Annotated in this window: 12 protein-coding genes; 1 reads left to right on the top strand and 11 read right to left on the bottom strand. The window is 68.4% G+C overall.

Annotation, left to right across the window (positions count from 1 at the left end):
* Position 1: 1 nt before the first annotated feature.
* A complete protein-coding gene (locus tag ACLM5J_RS13145) occupies positions 2–433 on the bottom strand; it encodes a hypothetical protein (RefSeq protein WP_413656872.1) in 432 nt (143 codons plus the stop codon).
* 158 nt (positions 434–591) lie between these two features.
* On the opposite strand from ACLM5J_RS13145, the gene ACLM5J_RS13140 reads away from it, so the two are divergent.
* The gene (locus ACLM5J_RS13140) at positions 592–2,166 is read left to right on the top strand and encodes a hypothetical protein (RefSeq protein WP_413656871.1); all 1,575 of its coding nucleotides are present in this window, start codon (positions 592–594) and stop codon (positions 2,164–2,166) included.
* Positions 2,167–2,255: 89 nt separating this feature from the next.
* Here ACLM5J_RS13140 and ACLM5J_RS13135 read toward each other — a convergent pair whose 3' ends face one another.
* The 10 genes from ACLM5J_RS13135 to ACLM5J_RS13090 all read right to left on the bottom strand — a co-directional run bounded on the left by ACLM5J_RS13135 (position 2,256) and on the right by ACLM5J_RS13090 (position 14,052).
* Entirely contained in the window at positions 2,256–3,329 is a 1,074-nt protein-coding gene (locus tag ACLM5J_RS13135) for a GNAT family N-acetyltransferase (RefSeq protein WP_413656870.1), read from the bottom strand.
* 175 nt (positions 3,330–3,504) lie between these two features.
* Entirely contained in the window at positions 3,505–4,875 is a 1,371-nt protein-coding gene (locus ACLM5J_RS13130; protein ID WP_413656869.1) for a dicarboxylate/amino acid:cation symporter, read from the bottom strand.
* Between the two features lie 292 nt (positions 4,876–5,167).
* On the bottom strand, positions 5,168–6,283 hold the full coding sequence (locus ACLM5J_RS13125; RefSeq protein ID WP_413656868.1) for a CaiB/BaiF CoA transferase family protein: 1,116 nt from the start codon (positions 6,281–6,283) through the stop codon (positions 5,168–5,170).
* Positions 6,280–7,857, bottom strand: coding sequence for an AMP-binding protein (locus ACLM5J_RS13120; RefSeq protein ID WP_413656867.1), 1,578 nt, complete (start codon positions 7,855–7,857; stop codon positions 6,280–6,282). Before ACLM5J_RS13120 ends, ACLM5J_RS13125 begins: the two co-directional genes overlap by 4 nt.
* Positions 7,854–9,401, bottom strand: coding sequence for an ABC transporter substrate-binding protein (locus tag ACLM5J_RS13115; RefSeq protein ID WP_413656866.1), 1,548 nt, complete (start codon positions 9,399–9,401; stop codon positions 7,854–7,856). The genes ACLM5J_RS13120 and ACLM5J_RS13115 overlap by 4 nt, the downstream gene beginning before the upstream one ends.
* A 126-nt stretch (positions 9,402–9,527) precedes the next feature.
* Positions 9,528–10,220: a nitroreductase family protein gene (locus tag ACLM5J_RS13110; protein ID WP_413656865.1), complete on the bottom strand. Its 693-nt coding sequence runs from the start codon at positions 10,218–10,220 to the stop codon at positions 9,528–9,530.
* Positions 10,217–11,242, bottom strand: a complete 1,026-nt coding sequence (locus ACLM5J_RS13105) for an ABC transporter ATP-binding protein (RefSeq protein ID WP_413656864.1) — start codon at positions 11,240–11,242, stop codon at positions 10,217–10,219. The genes ACLM5J_RS13110 and ACLM5J_RS13105 overlap by 4 nt, the downstream gene beginning before the upstream one ends.
* A complete protein-coding gene (locus ACLM5J_RS13100) occupies positions 11,235–12,248 on the bottom strand; it encodes an ABC transporter ATP-binding protein (RefSeq protein WP_413656863.1) in 1,014 nt (337 codons plus the stop codon). Before ACLM5J_RS13100 ends, ACLM5J_RS13105 begins: the two co-directional genes overlap by 8 nt.
* Positions 12,245–13,123, bottom strand: a complete 879-nt coding sequence (locus ACLM5J_RS13095) for an ABC transporter permease (RefSeq protein ID WP_413656862.1) — start codon at positions 13,121–13,123, stop codon at positions 12,245–12,247. The genes ACLM5J_RS13100 and ACLM5J_RS13095 overlap by 4 nt, the downstream gene beginning before the upstream one ends.
* Positions 13,120–14,052 (bottom strand): ABC transporter permease, encoded by a 933-nt coding sequence (locus ACLM5J_RS13090; RefSeq protein WP_413656861.1) that lies wholly within the window; start codon positions 14,050–14,052, stop codon positions 13,120–13,122. Before ACLM5J_RS13090 ends, ACLM5J_RS13095 begins: the two co-directional genes overlap by 4 nt.
* Between the last annotated feature and the right edge of the window lie 135 nt (positions 14,053–14,187).

Here is a 14,187-nt window from a genome sequence, read left to right as displayed (position 1 = left end):
CTCAGGCCAGGGTCCAGAGGCCGGGCGAGCTCTTCACCATCACGCCCTGGCCGATCAAGCTCTGGCGGGCCTTCCGGGCGGCGAGCTGCCAACGCAGCTCGCCGGTCGGGGTCTTGTCCTGATCGCCCGGACGGAAGTGGTCGGTGAGGCGTTCCTCGATCTGCTCGAGGACGTCACCGTTGCTGAGCTCGCCGCCAGCCTCTTCCAGGATCGCGATCACCACCAGCTCCAGGTCCGCGGAGCTGGTCCACCGGCGCTGCGCAGCAGGCGCCGCGGGCGCCGCCTTGGTGCCGGGAACCCGGCGGGTGGCCGCGGTCTGCCGGGGCGCCCGCACCGCGGCAGGAGCCGGCGGGGGCGGTGTCGGAGCGGGCCGACCGTGGTGGCACTCGCTCAGTCGAAGGTCGCACAACTCGCAGTAATCGTCGCCGTTCATCGTCCCCGATCCTAACGCCGATTCTTGGGCACCCCGACAGCGGCGGACGATGGACGGCGGACGACATCTGTTTGAACCTGCAACCGTCCGGGTAGACCCGTAACGGAGCCGACAGATCTGTACCCTCGGCCCCGCACGTTTTCCGGCGAAGGAGCCCCATGCAGACCAGACTCACCCGCGCCCTCGTCGCGCTGACCACGGCCGTCGGCCTGGGCCTGACCGGCCTGGCCATCGCCCCCGCGCAAGCCGCCACGGGATCGATCACCGGAGTCGCGCTCGACGCGGCCGGAAAGCCTCTCCCCCACGTCGGTTGGGAGATCTACATCCGCGAAGGCAACTCTTGGAGCACGCTGCAATTCGGGCCGAAACTCACCGACGGCAACGGCCGCTTCACGTGGACGGTCCCGGTTGGCGGCCAGTATCGGGTCTGCTTCAACGACGACTACTACGGTCCGGCCTCCACGACCACCGGCTTCTGGCAGCCGGAGGTGCGCCACCGCGACACCTGCTGGCCCAACGCCACCTCGATGGAGTCGGCCCAGACCTGGACGTCGAGCCCATCGACCCCGTCGAAGACATTCACCATGAAGCTGCCTCGGCAGGGACTCGGGATGGCTCCGGTAGACCCGTTCATCATCGGCTCCTACGAGGTGGGCAAGCCGCTCACCATCGTGGGCCAGGAGGGCTGGCGTCCGACCAACGCCACTTTCAGCTACCAGTGGTACGAGCAGAGCTCCGGCACTCCGACGACTCCGATTCCGGGAGCCACCGGAGCCACCTTCACCCCCACCGCAGCCCAGTCCGGCAAGTGGGTCTACGCCAGGGCCACCGCCAGCCGCACTGGCTACAAGCCGGCCCAACTGACGACGCCTGTCTCGATGGTCGGCACCCAGCACGTCCAGCCGAGCTCACCACTACAGGTCACCGGTACCGCCGCTGCAGGAAGCACCTTGACCGCGAGTTTCGGCAAGCCGGGTGCGACCTATAGCGAACTGAGCTGGTTCGTCGATGGCGTGCCGCAGCCCGCATTCACCACGTACGACGCCGCGACGTCCAGTTTCCCTGTTACCGCCGCGCACGCCGGGACCCGGATCGACGCCCGGCTCAAGATCTACAAGAAGGACGGCCAGGGTAACTACGTAGATGGCAGCGACTCCTTCGCCCGGGTACAGGTCCAGGTAGCTGGCACCCGACCGGCTCTGCCGTTGCCGACGGCGATCGTTGCGAGCGGCGAGCCGGCTGTCGGCCGGGTCTTGACCGCGCCCGCCTCGGTGACGGCGGACCCCGCAGCGACTGTGCGCTACCAGTGGCTGCGCGGCACCAGTTCGATTGCGGGTGCGACCAAGCGCAGCTATCGCGTCCAAGCGGCGGATCTGGGCAAGAAGCTTCATGTCCGCGTCACCGTCAGCCGGCCGGGCTGGTGGGGCAGCTACGTCAAGACCTCCCCCGGAGCGGTCGCCAAGAAGGCGCTGAAGAAGGGCACCGTCAAGCTCGTCGGCACGCCACGCGCGGGCAAGCGGTTGACGGCCAAGGTCGGAGGTTGGGGTCCTCGCCCAGTGACGATCCGGTTCCAGTGGCTGCGCAACGGCAAGGTCATCAAGGGCGCGAAGAAGTCCAGCTACAACATCTCCAAGAAGGACCGCGGCAAGGTCATCAAGGTTCAGATCACGGTCAAGAAGACGAAGTACCTGACCACCACCGCGACCAGCAAGGGCCGCAAGGTCAAGCGCTGATCGGCCCCTGAAGAACAACGTGGCGGCTGGCTCCCGACTATTGGGAACCAGCCGCCACATTCGTTTGAGGGCTACTGCTTGGTTGAGGGCTACTGCGGGGCGATCGCGATCTCCTGATGCCAGGACTCGGTGCAGTAGCGGGTCTGCCAGCCCATCGAGGTGTAGAGACCGTCGGCACCGGTCGGCGAGTCGGCGTCGACCTCCAGACCGACCCGGTCACGACCGCGGCGTGCCGCGTCGGCGATCACGGTATGGAGTAGTCCCTTCGCCACCCCACGGCCGCGGGCGTTCGCCAGTACCCCGATGTACTCGACATAGGAGCCGGGCGGGTCGCCCGGCAACCGGCTGCCGACGAGCGCACCGGCGGGGGTGCCGTCGTCGAGTTCGGCCAGCCACCAGTGGTCCCAGCGGTGGCCCGGGTCTTCGCGGAGCCGGAAGACGAACTCGTCGAAGGTCTCCTCGGTGGAGTTGAAGTGGTCGGCGAACGCCTCCTCCAAGACGTCGTGCACCCGGTGCACGTCGACCGGGTCCGGTACCCCGGAGTCGTCCCGGCCGAGCAGTCGGAAACGGACGCCGTTGGCAGACCAGTCCGCGGGGTCGGGGACCAGCTCCGCCTCGTCGGCGGTGACCGGGCGGCTCATCTGCCACCATGTCCGTACCCAGGTGAAGCCGTTGCGTGCCAACAGTCGCTGGAACAGCTCGTCATCGGCGAACGCCTCAGTGTCGATCTGCTGCGACTTCAGGCCCCTGGCTGTGCCGACCTCCACCGCCTGAGCCTGTGCCCAGGCGACGAGCACCGCCGAACAGGTCCGGGCAAGACGGGCGTCGGCGTCACGGTCGATCACCGGCCGGAAGACCATGCGGGCGATCGAGCGGTCATGCACCATGCCCCAGGCGACGATCCGGCCGGCCTCATCGCGGATCACCACATTCTCGCGGACCCGCTGTCCACGGCGACCGATCTCGATCCGGACGTCGCCGGCGGTGGCGCTCGCCCAACCGCGCCCGGTCACCTGATGGCCACGCCAGAGCGCCGTGAGCCGCTCCACCTGGGCTGGATCGTCGGGATCTGGTGGCTCCACGGTCCAGCCCACCGGCAACGCGGTGTCGTCGGTCAGTAGCTCGTCCGGATCGCTTTCGAAGCGGTTCTCTTCAGGCTGCATCGACTTCGAGTCTGCCCTATCGGGGCACATCCAGGTGACAAGAAAGTCGGACAGCGGGTCACCCTGACCAAGATCTCCTAGGGCTACCCACCTCCGCGAAGCCCGCAGAACGCACGACGCCCCGAGCACCACCAGGTGCTCGGGGCGTCGTTGCCTGCGTAGGGCGGACGCTCGATCAGGCCGCGACGGCGACCGGCTCGTCCTCGCGCCAGGCGTCTCCGGTGCGGGTCGCGTTGTAGGTCGCCGCGTCCAGGATGCCCTCCCGCTTGGCCACGATGGTCGGCACCAGAGCCTGGCCCGCCACGTTGACCGCGGTCCGGCCCATGTCCAGGATCGGGTCGATCGCCAGCAGCAGACCCACGCCCTCCAAGGGGAGCCCCAGGGTGGAGAGGGTCAGGGTCAGCATCACCGTGGCACCGGTGACACCGGCGGTGGCGGCCGAACCGATCACCGAGACGAAGGCGATCAGCAGGTAGTCGGTGATCGAGAGGTCCAGGCCGAAGAACTGGGCCACGAAGATCGCCGAGATCGCCGGGTAGATCGAGGCGCAACCGTCCATCTTGGTGGTCGCACCGAGCGGCACCGCGAACGAGGCGTACGAGCTCGGCACACCGAGGTTCCGCTCGGTGACCGACTGGGTCACCGGCATGGTACCCACCGACGAACGGGAGACGAAGGCCAGCGAGATCGCCGGCCAGGCGCCGGTGAAGAACTGCTTGATCGACAGGCCGTTGAGGCGCAGCAGCGCCGGGTAGACGACCAGCAGGACCAGAGCGAGACCGGCGTAGATGGCCACCGCGTAGGTGCTCAGCGAACCCAGTGCGTCCCACCCGTAGGTGGCAACAGCCTTACCCAGCAGGCCGACGGTGGCGATCGGGGCGAGCAGGATGACCCACCACAGCACCTTCTGCACGATCGCGAGCGCCGAACGGACGATCGCCAGGAACGGCTCGGCCGGCTCCCCCACCTTGAGCGCCGCGATACCGATCGCGATCGCCACGACCAGGATCTGCAGGACGTTGAAGGAGATGCCGATGCTGCCGTCGGCAGCGGCGTTGGCGCCGATACCCAGCACGTTGGCCGGGACCAACCCGGTCAGGAAGTCGAGCCAGGAACCGGTGCTGCCCGGTGCGGCGGCGGCGTCAGCGGAGACGCCGGCGTTCTCGCCCGGCTGCAGCACCAGACCGAGGACGATGCCGATCCCCACCGCGATCAGCGCGGTGATCGCGAACCAGAGCAGGGTCTTCCAGGCCAACCGGGCGGCGCCGGTGACCTCTCGCAGGTTGGCGATCGACGCCACGATCGCCAGGAAGACCAGCGGCGGGACGATCGCCCGCAGCAGGGTGACGAAGGTGCTGCCCACGGTGGTGAGGGTCTCGGTCAACCAGTTCGGGTCGATCACGCCGTCGGCGTTGACGCTGTCGGGACCCATCTCGCGGGCCACCAGGCCCAGGATCACGCCCAGGACAAGGCCGATCAGCACCTGGATGCCGAAGGAAGGAAGCCGGAGGCGGCGCTTGGAGGGCGCAGCAGTGGAGGTACTCAAGGAGATTGCCTTTCGCGCCGTGCGCAGGCGGGCACGGCAGAGTCGATGACGCAGAAGGGCCCGCGGCCGGGTGGCTCAGCGGGCGGAAGTCATCGAGGACAGCGGGAACTCTGGGTGCGTGCGAGGTCGACGACGAGTCGCCGCGTCAGCAGCTCGCCCTGGGTCGACACCTCACTCCACACGTCTGGCTCAACCGGCGTCGGCTCCTTGAGTATTCCGAGCGTTCGGGTGAGTCAGGTCACGTAGGTGGCGGCCGAGGGGAGCTGCTGCCCACCTCGGCCGCGTCACCCGGTCAGACCCGTGCGCCCAGGATCTCCTCGGTGTGCTCACCGTGGGCGGGCATCCCGCGTTGCACCCGCCCCGGCGTCCGCGACAGCCGAGGGGTCGGTGCCGGCTGGACGATCCCGTCGACGTTTACGAACGCCTCGCGAGCCACGAACTGCGGGTGTTCGGTCACCTCGCCCATCCGCAACACCGGCGCGACACAGGCGTCCACCCCGGTGAAGAGCGTCGTCCACTCGGCGAGGTCGCGGGCCGCGAACCGCTCGCCGAAGAGTGCCCGCAGCTGCGGCCAGTTCTCCTTCACCGCCCGGTCCGGAAGCTCGGCCTCCGCCAAGCCCAACGTCGTCACCAACGCGGTGTAGAACTGCGGTTCGATCGCCCCCACCGCGAGGTGTCGACCGTCGGCCGTCTCGTAGGTGCGGTAGTAGGGCGCACCGGTGTCGAGCTCGTTGGTGCCGCGCGGTCCCGCCCAGTCGCCCCGCGTCATCAGACCCCGGACCACCAGCGAGAGCAGGGAGGTCCCCTCGGCCATCGACGCATCCACGATCTGACCGCGTCCCGACCGTTCCCGCTCCATCAGCGCGCAGAGCACCCCGTAGGTGAAGACCAGTCCGCCTCCGGCGAAGTCCGCCAGGTACATCGGCGGTGCGACCGGACCCGAGTGCGCGGTCCCGATGGTGTCGAGCAGACCCGAGATCGCCAGGATGTTGATGTCATGGCAGGCCGCGGCATGTTCCGGGCCGTCCTGACCCCACCCGCTCATCCGGCCGATCACCACCCGCGGGTACTCCTGCACCAACCGGTCGGGGTCAAGACCCAGGCGCTCCATCACGCCGGGGCGGAAGCCCTCCAGGACGACGTCGGCGCTGGCGATCAGCTCCTCGGCCGCCGCACGTCCCTCGGCCTCCTTGAGGTCCAGAACCACCGCGCGCCGCCCCCGGTTGATCGGGTTCCGCTCGGCCCGCCAGCGCAGATCCTCGCTCTGCAGCGGCGAGTCGATCCGGATCACGTCGGCGCCCATGTCGGAGAGCAGCATCGCCGCGAACGGTGCCGGCCCCATCCCGGCGAACTCCACCACCCGCAGGCCGGCGAGCGGACTCTCGGGCTGCCCCGTCTGCTCGCTCATACCCGTGCCCTCCAGTTCGTCTCGACGGTCGCGACCGTCACACCCTCGTCCCGCAACTGGTGCTTGAGCACCCGGCCCACGGCGTTGCGTGGGAGCTGGCTGCGGAACTCCACGTGGCTGGGCGCCGCGAACCGCGGCACCTTGGGCAGCAGCCATTCGAAGAGCTCCAACTCGCTGACGGCGGCGCCATCGCGGAGCACGCAGGTCACCTTGACGTCGTCCTCGCCGAGCGGGGAGGGGACGGCGTGGACCGCCACCTCGAGCACGTCGCCGTGTTGCAGGGCGACCGCCTCGATCTCAGCGCTGGAGATGTTCTCGCCGCCACGCCGCATGCAGTCCTTCTTGCGGTCGACGAAGTAGAGATAGCCATCGTCGAGCCGGCCGAGGTCGCCGGTGTGGAACCAGAGTCCGCGGTAGGTCTCCAGGGTGCGTTCGGGTTGGCCCCAGTAGCCGTCGAACATGATCCCCGGCACCTTGGGCCGGCAGACGACCTCACCGCTGGCGCCGTCCGGGAGCCGGTAGCCGTTCTCGTCGACGATCGCGACCTCGAAGTCGTCGTTGGGGCGACCGGCCGAACCGGGTCGGACCCCACCCGCCGGCGAGCTGGCGATCAGCGACGCCTCGGTCATCCCGTAGGCGGCCGAACCCACCCGCGGTACGCCGAACTTCTCGGACCAGGCGGCCGACAGTTCGGCGCTGACCGGCGCCCCGCTGACGGCGCGCAACTGGCCGTGACCGCGAGCCGTCCACTCGTTCTCGTCCGCCTTGAGCACCAAGGCCAGCATCGAACCCATCAGCGCGGCGACCCGCGCCCCGGAACTGACCACGTCCTCCCAGAACCGGGTCACCGAGAAACGGCGTGCGACGGCGATCTCGGCGTCGAGCTGTAGCGAACCGATCACATGTCCGATCGCCGCCAGGTGGAACAGCGGGTTCGCCGTCCACAGCTTCTCGCCGCGCTCCCGTTCCAGGTTCTCGCGCATGTGCTTGCCGAGATTGCCCAGGTAGGCATGGCTGACCACACACGCCTTGGACGGACCGGTGGTCCCCGAGGTGTAGACCAGATGGCTGATCGCGAACGGGTCCGGCGCCACCAACGGCAGCGGTTCCAGCTCGACGTAGGACTTCGTGAACGGCTCGGTGCTCGTCGCTGGCAGCACGCCGTCGCCGTCGATCAGGGCGGGCACCCGCAGCCCGGTCGCCCGCAGGGCGTCGTCGATCGCCGGACAGAACTCGGCCTCGACGATCACGAGGGAGAGGTCGGCGTCGGCGATCTGGTGGTCGAGGATCGCGCCGCGGACGCCGGTGTTGAAGGGCACCAGCACCCGACCGGCCAGGGTGCAGGCCCACCAGGAGATCAACGCGGTATGGCCGTTGCGGGCCATCACCCCGACCCGCCCCTGCTCGGGAACCGATCTTGCGATCCGGGTCGCCAGACGACGTGCTGCCAGCGCCAGCTCGGCGATCGAGTACTGCTCGCGGTCCAGTTCGAAGCGGAGTTCTCCGCCTCGGTCGAGATGTCGGAAGAGTGCCTCGGGCAGGGTCTCCGCCCGAACGAAGGGGGGAGTCGTCACTTGATCTCGACCCCACGGAACTCGGTGTACTGACCGCCGTTGTACCACTTCAGGCCCTTCACCCGGTCGGAGGAGAGCACCGACCACTGGTGGTAGAAGAGGTTGATGAAGAGGGCCTCGTCCATCACGTACTCGGTGAGCTCGTCGTAGGCAGCCTCACGCTCGGCGCCCTCGAGCGGCGTGTTCACCTTGGCCACCAGGGCTTCCAGCTCCGGCGTCGAGGTGCCACCCGGGTTCTGGTAGCCGTTCTCGGAGAAGAGCTGGGTCGCGGCGACCTCCGAAGAGAGGGTGCCGTAGGGCATCACGCCGCAGTCGGCGGACTTCTCGGCCAGCATCTCGTTGCTCGGGACGTCGACGAGCTTGATCTTCATGTCGATGCCGACCTCCTTGAAATTGTCCTGGATCAGCTCTGCGAACTGACTGACGAAGCCGCCACCGCCGCCGGAGACGACGCAGGTGAAGGAGAGGCCCTTGCCGAAGCCGGCCTCAGCGAGCAGTTCGCGTGCCTTGGCCGGGTCGTAGGCGTAGACCGCGGTGCCCAGGTCGTCGTTGAACTCCTCCGAGGTCTGCCGGAACGGCTGCTGGTTCTCCTCGGCCTTGCCCTCCAAGAGCGTGTCGATCAGGCCCTGACGGTTGATCGCGTAGCTCATCGCCTGGCGCACCTGGACGTTGTCGAACGGCTTGCGGGACCGGTTGAGCAGCAGGTGGAAGTAGCCCGGCGCGACCTGCGGCTCGATCTTCAGGCCGAGGCGGTCCGCCTTGGCGAGCGCAGCGGTGTGGCCGAAGGTGGCGTCCAGTTGGCCGGTCTGGAAGGCGTCGATCCGCCGTTCCTGGTCGGCCTGCATCAGTACCTTGATCGTCTTCGGGCCGACCGATTCCTTGTCCCAGTAGCCGTCGTAGGCGGTGAAGACCGCTTCGCTGCCCGGCGTGTAGGAGGTCAGCGTGTAGGCACCGGCGCCCACCGGGTGCTGGTTGAGGTCGGTGTCGAACGCCTTCGGCGAGATCATCGCGCCGGGCTGCTCGCTGAGCAGGATCGGCAGCGCCGAGGCCGGCCGGGACAGGTGGAAGACCACCGTCAGGCCGTCCTTCGCCTCCACCGACTCGACCGGCGCGAGGGTCCCCGAGTGCGGGCCCTTCCCGCCGTCGATCGACTTGGCGCGCTCGATGTTCGCCTTCACCGCCTCGGCGTCGAGCGGAGTGCCGTCCTGGAACGTGACACCTTCACGGACCTTCATGGTGAAGGTGGTGTCGTCGGTGAACTCCCATTCGGTCGCCAAGCCGGGGATCAGCGTGCCGTCCGGGTCCTGGTGGATCAGCCGGTCGTAGACCGGGAAGAGGACCAGGTTGGAGTCGGTACGGCCGTCCTTGTGCGGGTCGAAGGAGGCGATCACGCCACCCCAGTTGCCGAACACCAAGGTGCTGTCGCCCTTGGCGCCACCACCTTCGGTGTCGCTGCTGGCGCAGGCGCTGAGCGCCAGCGAACCGGCCAGGACCATCGCGCCCAGTGCCTTGGCTGCGGAGATGCGGCGGTTGATCTGCTTCACGTGGATCTTCTTTCTACTCGTGCGGTCGCCGGATGGGCGCAGGCTCGCGCCCGGCTGGGTCGCGACCCGCCGTTCATTGGTGTTCCCGAGAGCTGACTGCGCGGCACGTCCGTGCAGTCGGGTGATTCAGGTCCGGTGCATCCGGAGCACCTCGTCCGGCGCTGCGCGGCCGGTGCGGAACTGGTTGGCCTGGTGGTCGGGGTCGGCGCGGCCCAGCGCGATGCAGCCGATCACCAGGTGGTCGTCACCGATGCCCAGGGCGCCGCGGATCAGGTCGGAGTGGCGCGCCGGCGCTGCCTGCGCGATCGCCGCCACGCCGAGGAACTCGGCACTCCACAGCACCGAGGCCATGAAGCCGCCGGCGTCGACCAGGGCGTACTCCCCCAGCGCGCTCCCCACCGAGATCACCGCGACCTGCGGGGCCCCGAAGAACTCGAAGTTGCGGCGCATCTGAGCGACCCGGCCCGCCATGTCATAGCGGTTCACCCCGGTCGCCCGGTAGAGGCCCGCGCCCGCCGCCTGACGTCGGACCTGATGCGCGCCCAGGTACTCGACCGGCGGCTCGATGTCCCACTGTGGAGGCCTGCAGTCGTAGGCGATCTCCAACGCTGCGGCGAGCCGGTGCCGAGCCGGACCGGTGACCAGATCCACCTGCCAGGGTTGGGCGTTGCACCACGACGGCGTCCGCTGGGCGAGGGCGAAGAGCTCGGTCAGCAGCGCGTCGTCGAGGACCTCGTCGGTGAAGGCACGGCAACTGTGCCGTTGCTCGACGACGTCGCGCCAGGCTTCGGTCCTCGGGCGTGTGGTGTCTGGCTTCATCGACCGGCCCCGCTCGGTTCGGCCCCGCTCGGTTCGGCTCCGGGCACCTCGGCGACCAGCCGGCCGTCCAGGTGACAGGCCGACTCGCGGCCGTCGATCTCGATCGAGGCCGGCGTCACCTCACGGCACAGGTCGACCGCGTAGGGGCAACGTCCGGCGAAAGCGCAGCCCTGCACCAGGTCGGTGGGGTCGGGCGGATCGCCCTGGATCGTCTGTCGCACTCCGCCGACATCGCGGGTGAGGTCGGGGCGCGCATCCAACAGGGCCCGGGTGTAGGGGTGCCGTGGCTCGGCGAAGACCTCGGCGGTCGGCCCGAGCTCCACGATCCGGCCCAGGTACATGATCGCCACCCGGTGCGCCACCTGCTCGACGACGCCGAGGTCGTGGGTGATGAACAGATAGGCGATGCCTAGCTTGCGTTGCAGATCCTCGAAGAGGTTGAGGATCTGGTTACGGATCGAGACGTCGAGAGCGCTCACCGCTTCATCGGCGACGACCAGTTCGGGGTTGGTCGCGATCGCTCGGGCGATCGCGATCCGCTGCCGCTGGCCGCCACTGAACTCACCGGGGAACCGGTGCAGGTGGGCAGCGGGGACGCCGCACAGGCCCAGCACCTCGACCACACGTTCGCGCCGTTCGTCACGACTCATCGCGGTATGCACCCGCAGCGGCTCCTCGACGATCCGCATGATCGTCATCGACGGGTCGAGCGAGGAGTAGGGGTCCTGGAAGACCATCTGGGCGTGGCGCCGCATCGACCGGAGCTCCCGGGTACGCACCTCGGCCAGATCGCGGCCCATCAGCCGGACCCGCCCGCGGTCAGGAGTCTCCAGGTGCAGGGCGGCGCGGGCCGTGGTCGACTTCCCGGAGCCCGACTCCCCCACCAGCGCGAGGGTCTCACCCGCGTTCACGGTGAAGCTGACCCCGTTCACGGCGTAGGTCTTGTGCTTCCGACCGAAGGTGACGTGCAGGTCCTCGACCTCCAACAGTGCAGCGGCTCTGGGATTCTGCGGATCAGACATGAGAGTTCACTCCTTGCAGATCGAGGTCGACCAACCGCGTGCACCGGCTCTGACCAGCGGCGGCAACGGGGCGTAGCGCGGTCTGGGCCGTGCACTCCTCGGCGGCATACCGGCAGCGCGGGGCGAACCGGCATCCGGCGACCGCGCCCGGGTCCGAGGGCGGCGCGCCGGGGATCACGAAGAGGCCGTCGCCGCCGGCACCGCGCGGCCTGCTGGCCAACAGCAAGCCCTCCGTGTAAGGGTGCGCGGGCTTGGCCAGGACCCGGTCGGCCGGTCCGTGGTCGACCATCTGGCCGGCGTACATGACCGCGATGTCGTCGGCCATCTCCTTGACCACGCCGAGGTCGTGGCTGACGAAGATGATCGCCATCTCGAGCTCCTCTTGGAGCTTCTTGAGAAGGGTCAGGATCTGGGCCTGCACGGTGACGTCGAGCGCCGTCGTCGGTTCGTCGGCAAGCAGAACCTTGGGCCGGCCGACGATCGCCATCGCGATCATCGCGCGCTGGCTCATCCCGCCGGAGAGCTCGAACGGGTACGCGTCGGCTCGTAGGTCGGGACGTGGGATCCCGACGGCGCCCAAGGCATCCACGACCCGGAGCCGGGCCTCCTTCTTGGAGAGACCTTCGTGGCGACGGAGCCTTGCCGCGATCTGGTCGCCGATGGTGAAGGCGGGATTCAGGCTCGACATCGGCTCTTGGAAGACCACACCGATCTCGGTCCCGCGGACCCGTTCCAACTCGTCGGAGGCGAGGCCGCCGAGCTCCACGCCGTCCACCGTGATCGAGCCGCCCAACCGTTGGACGCCGCGCGGCAGGAGGCCGGGGATCGCCATACAGGTAAGGCTTTTGCCGGATCCCGACTCCCCGACCAGACCCAGGGTGCGACCGCGTTCCACGGTGAAGCTGACCCCTTCGACGAGGCGGCGCGGTTGGTCGCCCTTGGCCCGGTCGAGACCGATCATCAGGTTCTCGACGGCGAGTGTCGACGTCGCTGCGGAGGTGGTCACGAACCGCTCCTCTTGTCACGGCGAGCGAAGGCGTCACGCAGTCCGTCGCCCACCAGGTTGATCGCCAGCACGGTGAGCACCAGCGCCAGACCGGGCCAGATCATCAACAGGGGTTGACGATCCATGTAGCGAACCGAGGAGCTGAGCATCGATCCCCAGCTTGCGGCCGGCGGTTGCGCGCCAAGACCGAGGAAGCTCAGGCTGGCCTCGGCCAACATCGCGAAGCCGCACATCAGCGAGATCTGCACAACGACCGGTGGCATCACGTTGGGCACCACGTGCCGCACGATGATCGAGGCCGACGTCGCGCCGATGCTGCGGGATGCTTCGAGGTAGGTGTCGCCACGGACCGCGAGGACGGCACTGCGCGCCACCCGGATCAGGCGCGGGACGTAGACCACGCCGATCGCGATCATCGCGTTGACCAGGCTGGGGCCGAGGACGCCGACCACGCCGATCGCCAGGATCAGGTACGGGAATCCCATCAGCGAGTCCGCGATCAACACCACGATCCGGTCGACCCAGCCACCGAAGTAGCCACCGGCCACCCCGATCGGTACGCCGATCACGACCGCGATCCCGACCGCGACGGTCGCTGCCATCAGCGAGAGCCGGGCTGCGTACATCAAGCGGCTCAGCACGTCCCGGCCCAACTGGTCGGCACCGAGCCAATGCGTGCCGTTCGGACCGTCCAGCGCCCGATCGAGGTGCTGGGTGTCCGGCGAATGCGGAGCGATCCACGGCGTCAGCAGGGCCACCAGGATGAGGAGGATCAGGAAACCGAAGGCGACCATCGCCGTCGGATCGGCGACGAACTGGCGCACCACCCGCGGTGTCCGGGAGCGTTCTGGGCGCAGGTCGTTGGGGGCGCTCATGCCTTGCTCACCTTCGGATTGAGGAACCCATAGGACAGGTCGACCAGGAGGTTGACCAGGACCGCGATCACCGCGGAGACCAACACCACTCCCTGGATCACCGGCAGGTCCTGGTCACGGACCGCGTCGACCACGAGGCTGCCGAGGCCGGGCAGCGAGAAGATCTCCTCCAGCACGACCGCACCGCCGAGGACCCGGGTGAACTGCATGCCGAGCACGGTGACGACCGGCATCGCCGCGTTCTTCGCCATGTACTTCCAGGTCACCAGGCGTCGGTTGTTGCCGACCGCCCAGGCAGTGGTCACGTACGGCTTCGCGGCGACCTCGATCATCGCGCTGCGCACCTGACGCATCAACTCGGCGGCGAGGGCTGCGCCTAGCACGGCGGCCGGCATCAACAGGTGCTGGAACCAGCCCCACGGGTCCTCGGCGATCGGCACGTACTGTCCGATGGGAAGCCAGTTGAGCTTCAGGGACAAGACATAGAGCGCAAGCAACGCCAGCCAGTAGGTCGGCATCGCGATCCCGATCGCGGCGACCACCTGGAGCGCCCGGTCCACCACGCCACCGGGACGCCGAGCCGCCGCGACACCGAGTGGGATACCGATCACCGCGCCGAAGAGCAGAGCCAGGATCGCCAACGACAGCGTGATCTCGATCCGGCTGGTGATCATCTCGGTGACCGGCACCTGGGTGATCAGCGAGTTGCCGAGGTCGCCGCGGACGACGTCGGAGAACCAGGCTCCGTACTGGGTCATCAGCGACTGGTCCAACCCGAGCTGGGCGCGGATCGCTTCGATCCGGTCCGGGGTGGCGTGGTCGCCGGCGATCCGCGAGGCGGGGTCGCCCGGGATCGCGAGCACCAGGCCGAAGGTGATCGTGCTGACGATCAGCAGGATCGGTACGGCCATCAGGGACCGCTTCACCATGAATTTCAACATCGTCTTCGATGACCTCCCGCCTTAGACGACACGACGTTGAGGTGATCGAAGCAACTGCGCCTCACCAGCGGCAAAGGGCTGGGTTCATCTGATGGGAGTGCCGAGTGGCTCTCTGGGAGCCCA

Origin of the sequence: Nocardioides sp. Bht2, from assembly GCF_047308515.1 — a bacterium.
Lineage (GTDB): Bacteria > Actinomycetota > Actinomycetes > Propionibacteriales > Nocardioidaceae > Nocardioides.
This window is presented reverse-complemented; position numbering and strand designations above follow the sequence as displayed.